General features: G+C 58.7%; 14 protein-coding genes. 13 read left to right on the top strand and 1 reads right to left on the bottom strand.

Annotated elements, in window-relative coordinates; translation table 11 throughout:
* The first annotated feature begins 49 nt into the window (after positions 1-49).
* From rpsA to J1C59_RS12415, 9 genes are all read left to right on the top strand, one after another.
* Positions 50-1,723: a 30S ribosomal protein S1 gene (gene rpsA / locus J1C59_RS12455; RefSeq protein WP_003849352.1), complete on the top strand. Its 1,674-nt coding sequence runs from the start codon at positions 50-52 to the stop codon at positions 1,721-1,723.
* Between the two features lie 82 nt (positions 1,724-1,805).
* Positions 1,806-2,090: an integration host factor subunit beta gene (gene ihfB, locus J1C59_RS12450; protein ID WP_003849360.1), complete on the top strand. Its 285-nt coding sequence runs from the start codon at positions 1,806-1,808 to the stop codon at positions 2,088-2,090.
* 204 nt (positions 2,091-2,294) lie between these two features.
* On the top strand, positions 2,295-4,550 hold the full coding sequence (locus J1C59_RS12445) for a DNA internalization-related competence protein ComEC/Rec2 (protein WP_140917169.1): 2,256 nt from the start codon (positions 2,295-2,297) through the stop codon (positions 4,548-4,550).
* Between the two features lie 34 nt (positions 4,551-4,584).
* On the top strand, positions 4,585-6,333 hold the full coding sequence (gene msbA, locus J1C59_RS12440; protein ID WP_128085820.1) for a lipid A ABC transporter ATP-binding protein/permease MsbA: 1,749 nt from the start codon (positions 4,585-4,587) through the stop codon (positions 6,331-6,333).
* Positions 6,330-7,316, top strand: coding sequence for a tetraacyldisaccharide 4'-kinase (lpxK, locus tag J1C59_RS12435; protein ID WP_140917170.1), 987 nt, complete (start codon positions 6,330-6,332; stop codon positions 7,314-7,316). Before msbA ends, lpxK begins: the two co-directional genes overlap by 4 nt.
* Before the next feature lie 39 nt (positions 7,317-7,355).
* Positions 7,356-8,570, top strand: coding sequence for a winged helix-turn-helix domain-containing protein (locus tag J1C59_RS12430; protein WP_128085649.1), 1,215 nt, complete (start codon positions 7,356-7,358; stop codon positions 8,568-8,570).
* A 104-nt stretch (positions 8,571-8,674) separates the two neighbouring features.
* Positions 8,675-8,857, top strand: a complete 183-nt coding sequence (locus tag J1C59_RS12425; protein WP_009091101.1) for a Trm112 family protein — start codon at positions 8,675-8,677, stop codon at positions 8,855-8,857.
* Positions 8,854-9,603: a 3-deoxy-manno-octulosonate cytidylyltransferase gene (gene kdsB / locus J1C59_RS12420; protein ID WP_128085650.1), complete on the top strand. Its 750-nt coding sequence runs from the start codon at positions 8,854-8,856 to the stop codon at positions 9,601-9,603. The genes J1C59_RS12425 and kdsB overlap by 4 nt, the downstream gene beginning before the upstream one ends.
* A gap of 107 nt (positions 9,604-9,710) precedes the next feature.
* Entirely contained in the window at positions 9,711-10,604 is an 894-nt protein-coding gene (locus J1C59_RS12415; protein WP_128085651.1) for a phosphotransferase, read from the top strand.
* On the opposite strand, the gene elyC is transcribed toward J1C59_RS12415, so the two are convergent.
* Positions 10,584-11,369 carry an envelope biogenesis factor ElyC gene (gene elyC, locus J1C59_RS12410; protein ID WP_128085664.1) on the bottom strand — a complete coding sequence of 262 codons (786 nt, stop codon included), beginning with the start codon at positions 11,367-11,369 and terminating at the stop codon, positions 10,584-10,586. The two genes, J1C59_RS12415 and elyC, sit on opposite strands and share 21 nt — an antisense overlap.
* Positions 11,370-11,494: 125 nt before the next feature.
* Between elyC and cmoM the strand changes: the two genes are divergently transcribed.
* From cmoM to mukB, 4 genes are read left to right on the top strand one after another with little or no spacing between them, the layout of a single operon-like run.
* A complete protein-coding gene (gene cmoM / locus J1C59_RS12405) occupies positions 11,495-12,280 on the top strand; it encodes a tRNA uridine 5-oxyacetic acid(34) methyltransferase CmoM (RefSeq protein WP_128085652.1) in 786 nt (261 codons plus the stop codon).
* Positions 12,277-13,599, top strand: a complete 1,323-nt coding sequence (mukF, locus tag J1C59_RS12400; RefSeq protein WP_128085653.1) for a chromosome partition protein MukF — start codon at positions 12,277-12,279, stop codon at positions 13,597-13,599. Before cmoM ends, mukF begins: the two co-directional genes overlap by 4 nt.
* The gene (gene mukE, locus J1C59_RS12395) at positions 13,580-14,305 is read left to right on the top strand and encodes a chromosome partition protein MukE (RefSeq protein ID WP_128085654.1); all 726 of its coding nucleotides are present in this window, start codon (positions 13,580-13,582) and stop codon (positions 14,303-14,305) included. Before mukF ends, mukE begins: the two co-directional genes overlap by 20 nt.
* Entirely contained in the window at positions 14,302-18,789 is a 4,488-nt protein-coding gene (gene mukB / locus J1C59_RS12390; protein ID WP_128085655.1) for a chromosome partition protein MukB, read from the top strand. The genes mukE and mukB overlap by 4 nt, the downstream gene beginning before the upstream one ends.
* Positions 18,790-18,932: the final 143 nt, after the last annotated feature.

The following is an 18,932-nucleotide window of genomic DNA, read 5'->3' as shown; positions in this document are numbered from 1 at the left end:
ACATGAAGTCAGATGGACGTTAAATTGAAGAATCCTGAAGATTATCAATATGACTGAATCTTTTGCTCAACTATTTGAAGAATCCTTAAAAACAATCGAAACCCGCCCGGGTTCTATCGTTCGTGGCATCGTCGTTTCTATCGACAAAGATGTCGTTCTGGTTGATGCGGGTCTGAAATCTGAATCTGCAATTCCTGCAGAGCAGTTCAAGAACGCAGCCGGCGAACTGGAAATCCAGGTTGGCGACGAAGTTGATGTTGCTCTGGATGCAGTGGAAGACGGCTTCGGTGAAACCCTGCTGTCCCGTGAGAAAGCGAAGCGCCATGAAGCATGGATCACGCTGGAGAAAGCTTACGAAGACGCTGAAACTGTTACCGGTGTTATCAACGGCAAAGTTAAAGGCGGCTTCACAGTTGAGCTCAACGGTATCCGTGCGTTCCTGCCAGGTTCACTGGTAGATGTGCGCCCGGTGCGCGATACGCTGCACCTGGAAGGCAAAGAGCTTGAGTTCAAAGTGATCAAGCTGGATCAGAAACGCAACAACGTCGTGGTTTCACGTCGTGCGGTTATCGAATCCGAAAACAGCGCAGAGCGCGATCAGCTGCTGGAAAACCTGCAGGAAGGCATGGAAGTTAAAGGTATCGTTAAGAACCTCACTGACTACGGCGCATTCGTTGATCTGGGCGGCGTTGATGGCCTGCTGCACATCACTGACATGGCATGGAAGCGCGTTAAGCATCCTAGCGAAATCGTCAACGTGGGCGACGAAATCACCGTTAAGGTGCTGAAGTTCGACCGCGAGCGTACTCGTGTTTCTCTGGGTCTGAAGCAGCTGGGCGAAGATCCATGGGTTGCTATCGCTAAACGCTATCCGGAAGGCACCCGCCTGACCGGTCGTGTAACCAACCTGACTGATTACGGCTGCTTCGTAGAAATCGAAGAAGGCGTTGAAGGTCTGGTACACGTTTCTGAAATGGACTGGACCAACAAAAACATCCATCCGTCTAAAGTTGTTAACGTAGGCGACGTGGTTGAAGTTATGGTTCTGGACATCGACGAAGAGCGTCGTCGTATCTCCCTGGGTCTGAAGCAGTGCAAATCTAACCCATGGCAGCTGTTCGCTGAGACGCACAACAAAGGCGATCGTGTTGAAGGTAAAATCAAGTCAATCACTGACTTCGGTATCTTCATCGGCCTGGACGGCGGCATCGACGGTCTGGTTCACCTGTCTGACATCTCCTGGAACGCGACTGGCGAAGAAGCCGTTCGTGAGTACAAAAAAGGCGACGAAATCGCTGCTGTTGTACTGCAGGTCGATGCAGAGCGTGAGCGTATCTCTCTGGGCGTTAAACAGCTGGCAGAAGATCCGTTCAACAACTACATCACTCTGAACAAGAAAGGTGCCATCGTCACCGGTAAAGTGACTGCAGTTGACGCTAAAGGTGCTACAGTTGAATTAGCAGACGGCGTTGAGGGTTACCTGCGCGCTTCTGAAGCTTCACTGGACCGCATTGAAGATGCAACTCTGGTTCTGAACGTTGGCGACGACGTTGAAGCTAAGTTCACCGGCGTTGATCGTAAAAACCGTGTCGTAAGCCTGTCTGTCCGTGCGAAAGACCAGGCTGATGAGAAAGAAGCTATCAATACTGTTAACACCAAACAGGAAGAAGGCAATTTCTCCAGCGCTATGGCTGAAGCGTTCAAAGCGGCTAAAGGCGAGTAATCGACCTGAAGCACCGGGTGGGCAACCACCCGGTTTCGGTAAAAGCTGTCATTCATTCCAACAGGGATAAACCGGAGGTTACATGACCAAGTCAGAACTGATTGAAAGACTGGCGGGACAGCATACTCATATACCGGCGAAAGTCGTTGAGGATGCAGTAAAAGAGATGCTTGAGCACATGGCCACCACGCTGGCACAGGGCGAACGTATCGAAATCCGGGGATTCGGCAGTTTTTCTTTGCACTATCGCGCTCCGCGTACTGGACGTAACCCGAAAACGGGTGACAAAGTGGATCTGGAAGGTAAATACGTTCCCCACTTTAAGCCAGGCAAAGAGCTGCGCGATCGCGCAAACATCTACGGCTAAGCTAATACCGAACCAGATAAACGACATCTCCGGATGTCGTTTTTTTTTGCCTGCAATTCACCCTCAGGCCTGATTTCCATCGCGCTGTCATCTGCACGGTAATGCCACACTTTTTTTGCGAGGCATCCCGAACCCGCCCGATCCTCTTCTGTCGCTTTCTCCGCTTTTGCGCAGAATAGCCGGAGTGAATGATGGGACGCGATTATGCTGACATGGACCGTTCTGGCGCGACTGGCAATTATTGCCACACTGCCTTTACTGCTGATACCCCACCTGCCTTCGGGCGAGGTGACAGGAGCGCTGCTGCTTGCCGGTCTGCTACTGCAGCACGGCTCATCCCCCTGCGTCCGTCTGATCGCTATCGCGCTGCTGCTGCTGGCCTGGGCCTGCAATGATGCCCGCCTGATGGTGCGGGATATTGAACAGCTTTCCGCACGCCCGGCAGCCTTCACGGTTCAGATCAGTGAGGTTCGCACAGAGCGAAAACAGATGCGCGTTCGTCTGTTAACAGCGCAGGACAGGATGATCTTTCCGCCTCGCTTTGCCTGGATCTGGTTCGATGCTGAGCCGGAGTTTTACTGTCCGGGTCAGCGCTGGAAGATGCAGCTCCGTCTGCGACCGGTTCACGCCCGGCTCAATGAGGGCGACTTCGATGCGCAGCGTTTTGCTCTGGCTAACAATACGCCGCTACAGGGGCGTATCCTCAGGCAGCGCGTAGAGGAGGCGCGATGTGACGGCCGCTGGCGCTTTATTCTGAAGCAGCGTGAGAGAAATCACGCAACGGCAACACAGGCGACGCTGGACGCGCTGGCGTTTGGCATCCGGGATCGCATGAGCCCGCAGACACGACAGCTACTGCGGGAAACCGGCACCGCGCATCTGATGGCGATATCCGGTATGCATATCGCGCTGGCCGCCAGCACCGGCTGGCTGCTGGCGCGTGGCGTGCAATTTTTCCTGCCCGCCCGCTGTATCGGCTACCTTTTCCCTCTCGCGGTAAGCTGGCTGCTGGCGGCACTCTATACCTGGCTCTCAGGTGCGCAGCCTCCCGCAGAGCGTTCCCTGCTGGCCCTGACGCTGTGGGCGATCACCCGATTTGCCGGTATTCAGCTGAACAGCTGGCAGGTCTGGACATTCTGTATTGCGCTGCTGCTGGTGACGGATCCCTTAACCGTGCTCTCTGACAGCTTCTGGCTCTCGGTGCTGGCTGTCGGCATGCTGCTGATCTGGTACCACTGGTTTCCGCTGCCGGCGGCGTTCCGCTTTCAGCGGCGCTGGCTGCCCCTGCAGCTGCTGCATCTGCAGGCCGGCATGATGATTCTGATGGTGCCGCTGCAGGTGGCGATTTTTAACGGCATCAGCCTTACCGCGCTGGTCGCGAATATGGTGGCGATTCCGATCGTCTCATTTCTGACCATGCCGCTGATCACGCTCGCATTGCTGCTGCCATTTGCTTCTCTGTCGGTGCTCTTCTGGCAGGCCGCCGACTGGTCGCTGCGCGCGCTCTTTTATTCTCTGACGCTGCTGCCCGACGGATGGTGGCCGCTGAATGGCACTACCTGGTTCGCGGTAATGGTATGGGGCGGGCTGATTCTCTGGCGTGCGCAGCTCTTCTTCTCTCTGCCGTTCAGCAGTTGCGCGCTGGCGCTGGCAATGATACTGAGCCGCCAGCCCGCGCCACGATCCGGCTGGCGCGTCGATATGCTGGATATCGGCCACGGCCTCAGCCTGGTGATCAGCCAGGGTCACGAGGCGGTGATGTATGACACCGGACCACGCTGGCAGAACGATAACGCGGGTAGCCGGATTATCATTCCGTGGCTGGAGCGCAGGCAGCTGCGGTTAAAACAGATCATTCTGAGCCATAAACATCAGGATCATACCGGCGGGCTGGCGGCGATCACGCAACGCTGGCCAGCGGTGCCGATCAGAAGTGCGCTGGGAGAAAAGGCGCATCTGCCCTGCGTGCGCGGCACCCGCTGGCGCTGGCAGCAGCTCAGTTTTCGGGTGGTCTGGCCGCTGACGGCGCCCGTGGCGGGGGGGAATAATGACTCCTGTGTCATCATTGTCGATGATGGCCGGATCCGGCTGATGCTGACCGGGGATATTGAAGCAAAGGCGGAGCGGCAGCTGGTGGCGCTGGAGAAGCAGGCACTGAAGGTCGATATCCTGCAGGTGCCGCACCACGGCAGCCGGACTTCATCAACTTCGCTGCTGCTGCGCAGGGCGGCAGGCCACACCGCGATTGCCTCTCTGGCGCGTTACAACGCCTGGCGAATGCCGGCGAAACGGGTGCTGAAAAATTACCGGATGGCCGGTTTTCGCTGGCTGGATACGGGGCAATCCGGGCAAATCACGCTCCGGATTGCGCAGGGCAGGGTGCAGATTTCTGGCCTGCGGGAACAATTAATGCCCCGCTGGTATCATCAGTGGTTTGGCGTCAAAGACGAATCCAGGTAGAATGGCCGGCTATTTCCAACAGCGTGAATAAATAATGCATCAAGATAAAGATCTCTCTACGTGGCAGACGTTTCGCCGACTCTGGCCGATGATCGCGCCGAATAAAGCGGGATTGATTGTGGCCTCGGTCGCCCTGATTATTAATGCTGCGGGCGACGCCTTAATGCTCTCCCTGTTGAAACCATTACTGGACGATGGCTTTGGTAAAGCGGACAGGTCGGTAATGCTGTGGATGCCGTTGGTGGTGATTGGCCTGATGCTGGTCCGCGGCGTAACCAGTTATATTTCCAGCTACTGCATCTCCTGGGTCTCGGGTAATGTCGTGATGAACATCCGCCGTCGGCTGTTCAGCCATATGATGGGCATGCCGGTGTCATTTTTTGACCAGCAGTCGACCGGAACCCTGCTGTCGCGCATAACCTACGACTCAGAGCAGGTTGCCTCCTCTTCTTCCGGCGCACTGGTCACCGTGGTGCGTGAAGGGGCCTCCATCATTGGTCTGTTTATCATGATGTTCTACTACAGCTGGCAGCTGTCGTTGATCCTGATTGTTCTGGCCCCCATCGTCTCCTTTGCGATCCGCACCGTCTCCAAACGCTTCCGCTCAATCAGCAAAAGCATGCAGAACACCATGGGACAGGTCACGACCAGCGCCGAACAGATGCTGAAAGGGCACAAAGAGGTGCTGATCTTTGGCGGGCAGGAGATTGAGTCCGAACGTTTCTCCCGCGTCAGTAACCGTATGCGTCAGCAGGGCATGAAGCTGGTTTCGGCGTCCTCTATCTCCGATCCGGTTATTCAGCTGATCGCCTCGCTGGCCCTGGCGTTTGTTCTCTATGCCGCCAGCTTCCCCAGCGTCATGGATACCCTGACCGCCGGTACGATCACCGTCGTCTTCTCCTCAATGATCGCCCTGATGCGTCCGCTGAAATCCCTGACCAACGTCAATGCCCAGTTCCAGCGCGGCATGGCGGCCTGTCAGACCCTGTTCTCGATTCTGGACAGCGAGCAGGAAGTGGATAACGGCACGCGCGAAATAACCCGCGCGAAAGGGGATATCGAATTCCGCGATGTGACCTTTACCTATCCGGGTCGCGACATCCCGGCGCTCCGCCATATCAACCTGTCGCTGCCGGCAGGCAAGACGGTGGCGCTGGTGGGCCGTTCCGGTTCCGGTAAATCGACGATGGCGAGCCTGCTGACCCGTTTTTATGACATTCAGGAGGGCGAAATCCGTCTGGACGGTCACGATCTGCGTGAGTACAGCCTGCGTTCGCTGCGTAACCAGGTCGCCCTGGTGTCGCAGAATGTGCACCTCTTTAACGATACCATCGCCAACAACATTGCGTATGCGCGCAGTGAGCAATACAGCCGTGAAGAGATCGAGCGGGCGGCCACGATGGCGCATGCCATGGACTTCATCAATAAGATGGATAAAGGCCTGGACACCGTGATCGGTGAGAACGGCGTGCTGTTGTCCGGTGGTCAGCGTCAGCGTATTGCGATTGCCCGTGCGCTGCTGCGCGATTGCCCTATCCTGATCCTCGATGAAGCCACCTCTGCGCTGGATACCGAGTCGGAACGCGCGATTCAGTCGGCACTGGACGAGCTGCAGAAGAACCGGACCTCGCTGGTCATCGCGCACCGACTCTCTACCATTGAAAAGGCGGATGAGATCGTGGTGATCGAAGATGGTCAGATTGTGGAACGCGGAACGCATCAGGCACTGCTGGAAGAGCGCGGTGCCTATGCCCAGCTGCACAAGATGCAATTCGGCCAATGATAGAACGTATCTGGAGCGGTCGATCGCCTCTGTGGCTGCTGCTGTGGCCTCTCAGCCTGCTGTATGGGGCGATCACGGCTCTGATACGCCTGAGTTACCGGCGCGGCTGGCGTAAAAGCTGGCGCGCGCCGCTGCCGGTTGTGGTGGTGGGAAACTTAACGGCGGGCGGCAATGGCAAAACGCCGGTGGTGATCTGGCTGGTTGCGGCGCTGCAGCAGCGCGGCCTGCGCGTCGGCGTGGTTTCCCGCGGCTATGGCGGCAGGGCCGATCGCTACCCTTTGCTGGTAACCGCGCAGACCCGCACGGAACAGGCCGGTGATGAACCGGTGCTGATCGCCCAGCGCACGGCGGCCCCGGTCGCGGTCGCCCCGAAACGGCGACAGGCGATCGAGGCGTTACTGGCGCAGGGTCCGCTGGATGCGATCATCACGGACGACGGCCTGCAGCATTATGCTCTGCAGCGCGATCGGGAAATTGTGGTGGTGGACGGTGTGCGTCGTTTCGGCAACGGCTGGTGGTTGCCTGCCGGTCCGATGCGCGAACGTGCCGATCGGCTGCATCAGGTCGACGCCGTAATCGTCAACGGAGGCGAAGCGCAGCCTGGCGAGATCGCCATGCAGCTTCAGCCGGGGCTGGCGACTAACCTGCTGACCGGTGAAACCTGCCCGCCTGCGCAACTGGGTAAGGTGGTGGCGATGGCCGGGATCGGTCATCCTCCCCGTTTCTTTACCACGCTGAAACAGCAGGGCATAACGCCGGTGGCAGAGATCGCCTTTGCCGACCATCACGCTTACAGTAAAGAAGAGCTGACCCGACTGCTTCAGGGCAGCCAGCAGTTGCTGATGACCGAAAAAGATGCGGTGAAATGCCGCGACTTTGCCCAGCCCGCGTGGTGGTATCTGCCAGTCGATGCCCGGTTAACCGGCACCGCCGTGGCACCGCTGCTGGACGATATCGAACAACTCTGCCGCCGCCAGCCCTGACGGCGGCCCCCCTTCAGGCAGAGCCTGATAAGGAAGAGGATGAATACCCCGCATTCACTTTCGTTACAACAGGCACGCCACCTTCATCTCGCCGCGCAGGGCCTGCTACGCCCGCCAGCAAAACGTGCAGTTTATCAGGATCTGACTGATTGCATCTCCCGCATGTCGCTGCTGCAAATCGACACCATCCATGTAGTGGCCCGTAGCCCCTATATAGTCCTGTTCAGTCGTCTGGGTCACTATCCTGGGGTATGGCTCGAACAGGCGCTGGCAAAGGGCGAGATTTTTGAGTACTGGGCACACGAAGCCTGCTTTATTCCGCGATCTGATTACAGACTGCTGCGTCATCGCATGCTGTCGCCGGAACGTCTGGGCTGGAAATATAACGCACAGTGGGTCGCTGAACATCAGCAGGAGATCGCGGAGTTACTGCAGCAGATCAGGGATCACGGCCCGGTGCGCGCCGCCGACTTTACCCCGACGGTTAAGACGCCAGCGGGATGGTGGGCATGGAAACCGCACAAGCGCCATCTGGAAAACCTCTTCAGCGCCGGTGAGCTGATGGTTGCCGAACGCCGCAATTTCCAGCGCGTCTACGATCTCCGCAGTCGCGTGATGCCGGAGTGGCAGGATGCGCAACAGGGTATCAGCGAGGCGGAGGCAATCCGTCAGATGCTGCTGAACAGCGCCCGTAGCTTAGGGATATTTCGTGCGGCCTGGCTGCCCGACTACTATCGTCTGAAGCGGGCTCCCGTGAACGCCTTTATCGCGGAGGCCGAAGCGGCGGGGGAACTGATCGCCGTTAACGCTGAAGCGCTGGGGGCGATGTGGCTGCATCGCGACCTTCTGCCGCTACTGGAAACGCCTCTGCAGGCGACCCACAGCGCGCTGCTGTCGCCCTTTGATCCGGTGGTGTGGGATCGCAAACGCGCGCTGGCGCTGTTCGGCTTTGACTACCGCATCGAGTGTTACACCCCGGCGGAAAAGCGCAAATTTGGCTATTTCGTGTTACCCATCCTGCATCGCGGCGAGATAAAAGGGCGGCTCGATGCCCGTATGCTGCGTCAGGCCAGACAGCTGGAGATTAAAAACATCTGGCTCGAAGCGGAGACGCGCGTCACGGCGCGTTTTGTCACCGACATCCGGCGCGCTATCGAACGGTTTGCGGCCTGGCAGGGAGCGGAGAGCGTTACTCTCATGCAGGCACCCGATTCACTCAGGGAGCAATGGCCCACGCACTGGACGCTGCCGTGATCGCTGTTACGGCCGCCACCGCGTAAGACGTTTTACCCCATCCCGCCTGCGCCGCGCTATGGTATGCTTTAACCCTCAAGCATTCGGTCCCTGATGGAGGACATATGGATCATCGTTTACTCGAAATCGTTGCCTGCCCGGTTTGTAATGGCAAACTCTACTTCAACAATGCTCAGCAGGAGCTGATCTGCAAACCTGACGGCCTGGCCTTCCCGGTCAGAGAGGGCATTCCGGTGCTGCTGGAAACGGAAGCGCGCACGCTCTCTGTTGAAGAGATTCATCCATGAGTTTTACCGCCATCATTCCGGCGCGTTATGCCTCAACCCGCCTGCCCGGAAAGCCCTTGCTCGACATCCACGGTAAACCGATGGTGGTGCATGTAATGGAGCGCGCCCGTGAATCGGGTGCCAGCCGGGTCATTGTCGCGACCGACCACCCTGACGTGGCGCAGGCGGTGGAAGCGGCTGGCGGCGAAGTCTGCATGACGCGCGTCGATCACCAGTCCGGCACGGAGCGGCTGGCCGAAGTGGTCGAAAAATATCAGTTTGCCGACGATGAAATCATCGTCAACGTTCAGGGCGACGAGCCTATGATCCCGGCTGAGATTGTGCGCCAGGTAGCCACGAACCTGGCAGGATCGTCGGCCGGCATGGCGACGCTGGCCGTACCGATCACCGATGCCGAAGAGGCCTTTAATCCGAACGCGGTGAAAGTCGTGATGGATGAGAAAGGGTACGCGCTCTACTTCTCACGGGCGACCATTCCCTGGGATCGTGAGCGTTACGCCGCCTCGCGCGAGCAGATCGGCGAGACCCTGCTGCGTCACATCGGCATCTACGCCTATCGTGCCGGTTTTATCCGGCGCTACGTTGCCTGGGCGCCCTGTCCGCTGGAGCAGATTGAGCTGCTGGAGCAGCTGCGTGTGCTGTGGTACGGCGAGAAAATTCACGTTGCCGTAGCGAAAGCGATCCCCAGCGTTGGCGTCGATACGCCTGAGGATTTGCAACGCGTCCGCGACGCGATGCACGCCTGACAAATAGCGGGGAGCCCGTCTCCCCGCTTCAGCACAAATTTTGATCCGCCGCTAAACGCCCAGACTTCCTTCAGGATAGTGTGATCTTCATCTGAGGAGGATGCCGTATGGAACAGCTCAAATCGGAACTCACGCTGGCGCTGGGGGAAACCATCAGCCGCCTCGAACTCATCAGCGAACATCCGCCGACCCGGCTTTATGCGCTCTACGATCGGGAAGGGCGTCCGATGCCCGTGGTGGCCAGATATTTTCGTCATCAGGGCCGGGCGGCGATGGAAGCCAGAAAGCTGGCGCTGCTGGGGCAGGCCGGGCTGATCGCCGTGCCCGCCGTCTATGGTCTGGTGATGAGCCAGCAGCCTCCCGCTCACGAAATGCTTCTGCTGGGGCGCCTGAATGGCGTGACGGCGGAAGCGCCTGCGCGCGATGCGGAGCGCTGGGATCAGTTCTGTGAACAGGTGGTCGAAGGGCTGCTGGCCTGGCACCGGCTTGACAGTCACGGCCTGGTAGGAACGGTTGACAGCACCCAGCAGAACCGCTGGCCCGCCTGGTATGCGCAGCGGGTGGAGGTATTGTGGGCTACGCTGGGCTACCTGCGACCGCCCGCCTTTACGCTGGACGATCGGCAGGTGCTGTTTCGCTGCCGGGCGCGGCTGGCGCATCTGTTCCGCGACTTCGACGATCCCTGCGTGATGGTGCACGGCAATGTGCGGCTGCAGAGTATGCTGAAAAACAGCCGCAGCGATCAGTTAATCGCGATGACCCAGCCGGGCACTATCCTTTGGGCTCCGCGTGAATACGATCTGATTCACCTGGACGGCTCGCCCGCTGAAACGGCGCTGCTGCACACTTATCTGCAGCGGGCACCGGTTTCCGAAGGCTTTCTCTGGCGGCGATGGGTTTACCAGCTCTGGGACTGCATCGATCAGATGGTTCAGACCGGCCTCTTCAATCGTGCCCGTTTCGATTACGCGCGTTCGCAGCTACTGCCCTGGCTCGGCTGATTCAACATTCCCGCCCCGGAGCCGCTGCAGCAGCGTGCCCAGTGTTTCATAGACGGCGCGTTCACTGTGACTCAGCCAGATCGACGAAGGGATAGCCCGTTCCCATCCATTCAGCGGCGAGGTAATCGCCAGCTGATTGGCGGGCGCAGCGATCGGCTGCAACCCGACCGCGTGGAAGAAGCGGATGGCCCGCGGCATATGGTTCGCGGAGGTGACCAGCAGGAATGGGCGATCGCCTACCGTCTCTTTCACCGCCCGGGCTTCATCCGCCGTATCGCGCGGCTGATCGAGAATCTGAATATGATTGGGGGCGACACCCAGACTCTCCGCCACCTGCGCGGCCACCCAGGCGCTGCTTTTGGGATTGGTGCCTCCGGCCGCGCCGGTGAAGATCAGGGTGGCCTGCGGATTCCGCTGCCACTGGCGGATGCCTTCCGCCACGCGCGGCAGGCTGTTATTCAGCAGATTTGAGCTGGGCGCCCAGGCCGGATTAAACGTATAGCCCCCGCCGAGTACCACAATGTAGTCCACTTTCTCGGTGCCGTTCCAGGTCGGATAGCGGCTGTCCAGCGGCAGCAGCAGACGATCGGCCAGCGGTTGCAGGCTCAGTAGCAGCAGAAGCAGCCAGCTGACAGAGATTAGCGTTTTGCCGCTTTTCTGCCAGCCCGTAAACCAAAGCAGTAAAATGCCCAGCGCCATCAGCGAAAGCAGCAGCGGCAGGGGCAAAAGTAGCCCGCCAATGACTTTTTTCAGGGTAAATAACATCAAAAATGCGTCCTGTTGTCCGAAAATAGAGCACCCGGAAGGGAAGATGGGGATGAAAGGTTCATTCTTCTGGTGCCTGTGACAAAATAGCACAAGTCTCACCGCAGCATACCGGAGCGCATGCCATGCAGGATCGTAACTTTGACGATCTCGCGGATAAATTTTCGCAAAATATTTACGGCACCACGAAAGGGCGTATACGCCAGGCCATCCTCTGGGATGAGCTGGAAAAGATCGTGCCCAGCCTGTCCTCCTCTCCGCTCTTCGTGCTGGATGCAGGCGGCGGCGTGGGACAGGTCTCCAGCGGCCTTGCTGCGCAGGGCCATCAGGTTCTGCTGTGCGATCTCTCTGGCGAAATGCTGCGCCGGGCCGAAGAGAATGCGGCGGCGCAGGGTGTGAGCCACAACATGCAATTCAGACAAATTAGCGCTCAGCAGGTGGGCGAACATTTGGATAAGCCGGTGGATCTGGTATTGTTCCACGCTGTGCTTGAGTGGGTCGCTGAACCGGAGACGGTGCTGAAGGCGTTGTTCGATCAGCTGCGTCCGGGCGGCGTCATGTCGCTGATGTTTTACAATCTGCACGGCCTGACACTGCGCACCCTGACGCTGGGAAACTTCGGCTATCTGCGAACGAATCTGACCAAACGCAAAAAGCGCACGCTGTCGCCTGACTATCCGCGCGACCCCGAACAGGTCTACCGCTGGCTTGAAGCGTGCGGCTTTGTGATTGAGCAGCGCGCCGGGATCCGGGTGTTCAGCGACTACATGAAGCCGCCCAAAGGCGAGCCGAAAAGCGACGATGAAATTATTGAGATGGAGCGGCGTTACTGCCGTCAGGAACCCTTTTTGAGCTTAGGGCGTTACATTCACGTGACCGCGCGTAAACCCGGGCAGAAGGACGAATTATGAGTGAATTTTCCCAGACGGTACCTGAACTGGTCTCCTGGGCGCGCAAAAATGACTTTTCCCTTGCGCTGCCGGTGGAACGTCTGGCCTTTTTGCTGGCTATCGCCACCCTCAACGGTGAGCGGATGGATGGCGAAATGAGCGAAGGCGATCTGATCGATGCATTTCGCCACGTCAGTAAAGCTTTCGAACAAACCCATGAAACTGTGCTGGTTCGCGCCAACAACGCCATCAACGACATGGTGCGCCAGCGCCTGCTCAACCGTTTTACCAGCGAGCTGACCGAAGGCAACGCCATCTATCGTCTGACGCCGCTGGCGATCGGCATCACCGACTATTACATCCGCCAGCGTGAGTTTTCGACGCTGCGCCTGTCGATGCAGCTTTCGATTGTCGCCAGTGAGCTGAAACGGGCCGCCGATGCCGCTCAGGAAAATGGCGATGAGTTTCACTGGCACCGTAACGTTTTCGCGCCGCTGAAATATTCGGTGGCGGAGATTTTCGACAGCATCGATATGACCCAGCGTCTGATGGATGAACAGCAGCAGGCGGTGAAAAATGACATCGCCGAACTGCTGAACAAAGACTGGCGCGCGGCGATCTCCAGCTGTGAAATGCTGCTCTCTGAAACGTCCGGCACGCTGCGCGAACTGCAGGATACGCTGGAAGCCGCCGGGGACAAACTCCAGGAAAATCTGCTGCGTATTCAGGATGCCACGCTGGACAGCCCCGATCTGGGCTTCGTCGATAAGCTGGTGTTTGATCTGCAAAGCAAGCTCGACCGCATCACCAGCTGGGGCCAGCAGGCGATCGACCTGTGGATCGGCTATGACCGGCACGTCCATAAATTTATCCGTACCGCCATCGACATGGATAAAAACCGCGTCTTTGCGCAGCGTCTGCGGGTATCGGTCCAGAACTACTTCGATGCCCCCTGGGCGCTGACCTACGCCAACGCCGACCGCCTGTATGACATGCGCGATGAGGCGCTGACGCTGCGGAATGACGAAGTGATGGGCGAACTGCCGCCGGAGATGGAGTACGAAGAGATTAATGAAATTCGCGAACAGCTGGCAGCGATGATCGAAGAGGCGCTGCAGGTCTATAAAGCGCAACAGAAACCGCTCAACCTCGCGTCAGTGATGCGCGACTACCTGGCTCAGTACCCACGCGCCCGCCATTTCGATCTGGCGCGGATTGTGGTCGACCAGGCGGTTCGCCTCGGCGTTGCGGAAGCTGATTTAGCCGGTTTGCCTGTGGAATGGCAAGCTATCAATGATTACGGAGCCAAGGTGCAGGCACATGTCATCGACAAATATTGAACAAGTGATGCCGGTTAAACTGGCACAGGCACTGGCCAACCCGATTTTCCCTGCGCTGGACAGCCAGTTACGCGCCGGACGTCATATCGGTATCGAAGAGCTGGATAACCACGCTTTTCTGATGGACTACCAGTCTTTCCTCGAAGAGTTTTATACCCGTTATCACGTTGAGTTAATTCGTGCTCCGGAAGGGTTTTTCTATCTGCGTCCGCGTTCAACCACGCTGATCCCGCGCTCGGTACTCTCTGAGCTGGATATGATGGTTGGCAAGATCCTCTGCTACCTCTATCTCAGCCCGGAAAGGCTCGCCAATGAGGGGATCTTTACCCAGCAGGAGCTGTATGACGAACTGCTCTCCCTGGCCGACGAAAGCCGCCTGCTGAAGCTGGTCAACCAGCGTTCAACCGGGTCCGATCTGGACCGCACCAAACTGCAGGAGAAAGTGCGCGCCTCTCTGAGCCGCCTGCGTCGCCTGGGCATGGTGTGGTTTTTCGGCAACGACAGCAGCAAATTCCGCATCACCGAATCGGTGTTTCGCTTCGGTGCCGACGTGCGCGGCGGCGATGACGCGCGTGAAGCGCAGCTTCGCCTGATTCGGGATGGCGAAGCCATGCTACTGGAAAACGCGACAGCACCGGTCGACACCGACGAAGGTGAAGGACAGGAAGGTGACGCGAGTGAGAACGCAGAGGAAGAACAGGCATGATTGAGCGCGGAAAATTTCGTTCGCTTACGCTGATCAACTGGAACGGCTTTTTTGCCCGCACCTTTGATCTCGATGAGTTAGTCACCACGCTGTCCGGCGGTAACGGTGCCGGGAAGTCCACTACGATGGCGGCCTTTGTGACGGCCCTGATCCCCGATTTAACACTGCTGCACTTCCGAAATACCACTGAAGCGGGCGCCACCTCCGGCTCCCGCGACAAGGGTCTGCACGGTAAACTGCGCGCCGGGGTCTGCTACTCGATGCTGGACGTGGTTAACTCACGTCATCAGCGTGTGGTGGTCGGCGTCCGCCTGCAGCAGGTCGCCGGACGCGATAAAAAGGTCGATATCAAGCCCTTCAGTATTCACGGCCTGCCCACCGACACCAATCCGACCGACATGCTGACGGAAGTGCTTAACAGCCGTCAGGCGCGCGTACTGCCGCTGAATGAGGTTAAAGAGCGCGTCGAGGCGCAGGAGGGCGTGCAGTTCCGCGCCTATAACTCGGTCACCGACTATCACGCCATGATGTTTGATCTTGGCGTGGTGCCGCGTCGTCTGCGCTCAGCCAGCGATCGCAGCAAGTTCTATCGCCTGATTGAGGCCTCGCTGTATGGCGGCATCTCCAGCGCCATCACCCGATCGCTGCGTGACTACCTGCTGCCTGAAAACAGCGGGGTGCGCAAAGCGTTCCAGGATATGGAAGCCGCACTGCGCGAGAACCGCATGACGCTGGAAGCAATCCGCGTGACCCAGTCTGACCGCGATCTTTTCAAGCATCTGATCTCCGAGGCGACCAGCTACGTCTCTGCGGACTACATGCGCCACGCCAACGAGCGCCGGGGACACCTCGACAGCGCGCTGCAGCTGCGCAATGAGCTATTCAGCAGCCGTAAGCAGCTGGCGACCGAACAGTATCGTCACGTCGAAATGGCGCGCGAACTGGCTGAGCACAGCGGCGCCGAAAACGATCTCGAAGTTGATTATCAGGCTGCCAGCGACCACCTGAACCTGGTGCAGACCGCGATGCGTCAGCAGGAGAAGATCGAGCGCTACGACGCGGATATCGAGGATCTGACCCTGCGGCTGGAAGAGCAGACCGAAGTGGTCGCCGAAGCGCGCGAAATTCAGGAAGAGAACGAAGCCCGCGCCGAAGCGGCCGAGCTGGAAGTGGATGAGCTGAAGAGCCAGCTGGCCGATTTCCAGCAGGCGCTCGACGTGCAGCAGACCCGCGCTATCCAGTATCAGCAGGCTCTGCAGGCGCTGGAGCGCGCCCGGACGCTCTGTCAGCTGCCCGATCTGAACATTGATAATGCGGCGGAGTGGCAGGAGAGTTTTCAGGCTAAAGAGGAAGAGGCGACGGAACGTCTGCTGCATCTGGAACAGAAGCTGAGCGTGGCGGAAGCGGCGCACAGTCAGTTTGAGCAGGCGCTGGCGCTGGTCACCAGCATCGCCGGTGACGTGACGCGGCAGGATGCGTGGCAGACCGGCCGCGAACTGCTGCGCGATGCCAGCAATCAGCGTCATCACGCCGAGCAGCTTTCGTCGCTGCGTCTGCGTCTTAACGAGCTTGAGCAGCGTCTGCGTGAGCAGCATGAGGCGGAGCGTCTGCTGGCCGAGTTCTGCAAGCGTCAGGGGCAGCACTACGATCCCGATGCGCTGGCGGGCCTGCAGCAGGAGCTGGAAGCGCAGATTGAGCAGCTGAACAGCAGCGTGTCGGACGCCGGTGAGCAGCGCATGAAGATGCGTCAGGAGCTGGAGCAGCTGCGTGAGCGCATCACCAGCCTGACCGCCCGTGCCCCCCACTGGCTGGCGGCGCAGGAGATCCTGACGCAGCTCAGCGAGCAGACGGGCCAGGCGCTCAGCAGCAGCCAGGATGTCACCGAATATATGCAGCAGCTGCTGGAGCGTGAGCGCGAAACTACCGTCGAGCGCGACGAAGTGGCCGCCAGCAAACGCGATATCGAGCAGCAGATTGAGCGGCTGAGCCAGCCTGGCGGAGCGGAAGATGCGCGTCTGACCCAGCTGGCTGAACGTTTTGGCGGCGTCCTGCTCTCTGAAATTTATGATGATGTGACACTGGATGATGCGCCTTACTTCTCGGCGCTCTACGGTCCATCGCGCCATGCGATAGTGGTACCCGATCTCTCGCAGGTGCGCGAGATGCTGGACGGGCTGGAAGAGTGCCCGGAAGATCTCTATCTGATCGAAGGGGATCCGCAATCCTTCGATGACAGCGTTTTCAGCGTCGATGAGCTGCAGAATGCCGTTGTCGTGAAGGTCGCGGATCGTCAGTGGCGTTACTCGCGCTTCCCGAAAATACCGCTGTTTGGCCGTGCGGCGCGTGAGAATCAGCTTGAGCTGCTGCACCTTGAGCGCGACAAACTGGCGGAAAGCTACGCCACGCTGTCGTTCGATGTGCAGAAAACGCAGCGTCTGCATCAATCCTTCAGCCGTTTTATCGGTTCACACCTGGCTGTTGCCTTCGATGACGATCCGGAAGCGCAGATCCGTCAGCTGGGCGCGCGCCGGGGCGAGCTGGAGCGGGCGCTGAATCAGCATGAAAGCAACAATCAGCAGCAGCGTCAGCAGTATGAGCTGGCGAAAGAGGGCGTGTCGCAGTTAAACCGTTTGCTGCCTCGCGTTAATCTGCTGCTGGACGATACCCTGGCCGATCGCTGCGAAGAGATTCGTGAGCAGGTCGATGCCGCGCAGGACGCAGCGCGCTTCCTGCATCAGCATGGCGCTAAACTGGCGAAGCTCGAACCAATCCTCGCGGTGTTGCAGAGCGATCCGGAGCAGCATGAGCAGCTTCAGGCTGATTATCAGCAGGCGCAGCAGCAGCAGCGCAGCGCGCGTCAGCAGGCCTTTGCCCTGACCGAAGTGGTACAGCGCCGCGCACACTTCAGCTATGAAGACTCTGCGGGCATGCTCAACGGCAACAACGATCTCAGCGATAAGCTGCGCCAGCGTCTGGAGCAGGCGGAAAGCGAACGCAGCCGCTGTCGCGATCGCCTGCGTGAGCATCAGGCCCAGCTGACGCAGTACAACCAGGTGCTCGCCTCGCTGAAGAGCGCCTGGGATGCTAAACGCGACATGCTGAAAGAGTTGCAGCAGGAGATGCAGGATATTGGCGTTCAGGCCGATAGCAGCGCAGAAGCGCGCGCACGCGTGCGTCGCGATGAGCTTTATACGGCCCTGAGCCACAACCGCGCCCGCCGTAATCAGCTGGAGAAACAGCTGACCTTCTGTGAAGCGGAGATGGAAAACCTGCAGAAGCGACTGCGCCAGCTGGAGCGAAATTATCATCAGGTGCGTGAGCAGGTGGTCAGTGCGAAAGCGGGCTGGTGTACCGTGCTGCGTCTGGTGAAAGAGAATGGCGTGGAGCGTCGTCTGCATCGACGCGAGCTAGCCTACCTGAGCGGCGATGAGCTGCGTTCGATGTCTGATAAAGCGTTGGGCGCGCTGCGTCTGGCGGTGGCGGACAACGAACATCTGCGCGACGTGCTGCGGCTGTCGGAAGATCCGAAACGTCCGGAACGGAAAATTCAGTTCTTTATTGCGGTCTACCAGCATCTGCGCGAGCGTATCCGTCAGGATATTATCCGCACGGACGATCCGGTGGAAGCGATCGAGCAGATGGAAATCGAGCTGAACCGGCTGACGGAAGAGCTGACCGCGCGTGAGCAGACGCTGGCGATCAGCTCCCGCAGTGCGGCGAACATCATCCGTAAAACCATTCAGCGTGAGCAGAACCGTATCCGCCAGCTTAACCAGGGCCTGCAGACCGTCAGTTTTGGTCAGGTTCGCAGCGTGCGGCTCAACGTCAACGTGCGTGAAACCCACGCGATGCTGCTGGACACGCTGTCGGAAGAGCATGAACAGCATCAGGATCTGTTTAACAGCAACCGCCTGACCTTCTCGGAGGCGCTGGCGAAACTTTATCAGCGCCTGAATCCGCATATCGACATGGGGCAGCGCACGCCGCAGACCATCGGTGAAGAGCTGCTGGACTACCGCAACTATCTGGAGATGGAAGTGGAAGTTAACCGTGGATCGGATGGCTGGCTGCGCGCAGAGAGTGGCGCGCTGTCAACCGGTGAGGCGATCGGTACCGGTATGTCTATTCTGGTGATGGTGGTGCAGAGCTGGGAAGAGGAGTCACGCCGTCTGCGCGGCAAAGACATTTCGCCCTGCCGTCTGCTGTTCCTCGACGAGGCGGCGCGACTGGATGCCCGTTCCATCGCTACGCTGTTTGAGCTGTGTGAGCGACTGGAGATGCAGCTGGTCATTGCCGCACCGGAAAACATCAGCCCGGAGAAAGGCACGACCTACAAACTGGTGCGTAAAGTGTTCAATAACACTGAGCACGTCCATGTGGTCGGGCTGCGTGGTTTTGCCGCCGATCCCTCACCGGTGAGGCCGGGAAGCAACGCGGATGCGCTGCCCGATTTAACGGCTGAAAATTCCCAGGCAGAAACGTAGTCAAAAACTGAACCATTGGTTAATCTGGTCACGGCATTTGTCACAGGAGGCAAATGCCGTTTTTGTTTGTATACTCAACATTATGAGTAGCAGCCCGAACGCAGTCGTTACAGGGAACGCTGCGTAGTTGAGAAGATAAGGGG

The sequence above is a fragment of the Pantoea deleyi genome (genome assembly GCF_022647325.1).
In the GTDB taxonomy this organism is placed as follows: domain Bacteria; phylum Pseudomonadota; class Gammaproteobacteria; order Enterobacterales; family Enterobacteriaceae; genus Pantoea; species Pantoea deleyi.
The sequence above is the reverse complement of the archived record's forward strand: the minus strand, read 5'-3'. Positions and strand labels throughout refer to the sequence as shown.

Bases quoted from the DNA above. Each gene is read 5' to 3' on its own strand.
- mukE (WP_128085654.1), top strand. From the start codon at position 13,580: ATGTCATCGACAAATATTGAACAAGTGATGCCGGTTAAACTGGCACAG.
- cmoM (WP_128085652.1), top strand. From the start codon at position 11,495: ATGCAGGATCGTAACTTTGACGATCTCGCGGATAAATTTTCGCAAAAT.
- mukF (WP_128085653.1), top strand. From the start codon at position 12,277: ATGAGTGAATTTTCCCAGACGGTACCTGAACTGGTCTCCTGGGCGCGC.
- elyC (WP_128085664.1), bottom strand. From the start codon at position 11,369: ATGTTATTTACCCTGAAAAAAGTCATTGGCGGGCTACTTTTGCCCCTG.
- msbA (WP_128085820.1), top strand. From the start codon at position 4,585: ATGCATCAAGATAAAGATCTCTCTACGTGGCAGACGTTTCGCCGACTC.
- J1C59_RS12430 (WP_128085649.1), top strand. From the start codon at position 7,356: ATGAATACCCCGCATTCACTTTCGTTACAACAGGCACGCCACCTTCAT.
- J1C59_RS12445 (WP_140917169.1), top strand. From the start codon at position 2,295: ATGCTGACATGGACCGTTCTGGCGCGACTGGCAATTATTGCCACACTG.
- lpxK (WP_140917170.1), top strand. From the start codon at position 6,330: ATGATAGAACGTATCTGGAGCGGTCGATCGCCTCTGTGGCTGCTGCTG.
- rpsA (WP_003849352.1), top strand. From the start codon at position 50: ATGACTGAATCTTTTGCTCAACTATTTGAAGAATCCTTAAAAACAATC.
- mukB (WP_128085655.1), top strand. From the start codon at position 14,302: ATGATTGAGCGCGGAAAATTTCGTTCGCTTACGCTGATCAACTGGAAC.
- J1C59_RS12415 (WP_128085651.1), top strand. From the start codon at position 9,711: ATGGAACAGCTCAAATCGGAACTCACGCTGGCGCTGGGGGAAACCATC.
- kdsB (WP_128085650.1), top strand. From the start codon at position 8,854: ATGAGTTTTACCGCCATCATTCCGGCGCGTTATGCCTCAACCCGCCTG.
- ihfB (WP_003849360.1), top strand. From the start codon at position 1,806: ATGACCAAGTCAGAACTGATTGAAAGACTGGCGGGACAGCATACTCAT.
- J1C59_RS12425 (WP_009091101.1), top strand. From the start codon at position 8,675: ATGGATCATCGTTTACTCGAAATCGTTGCCTGCCCGGTTTGTAATGGC.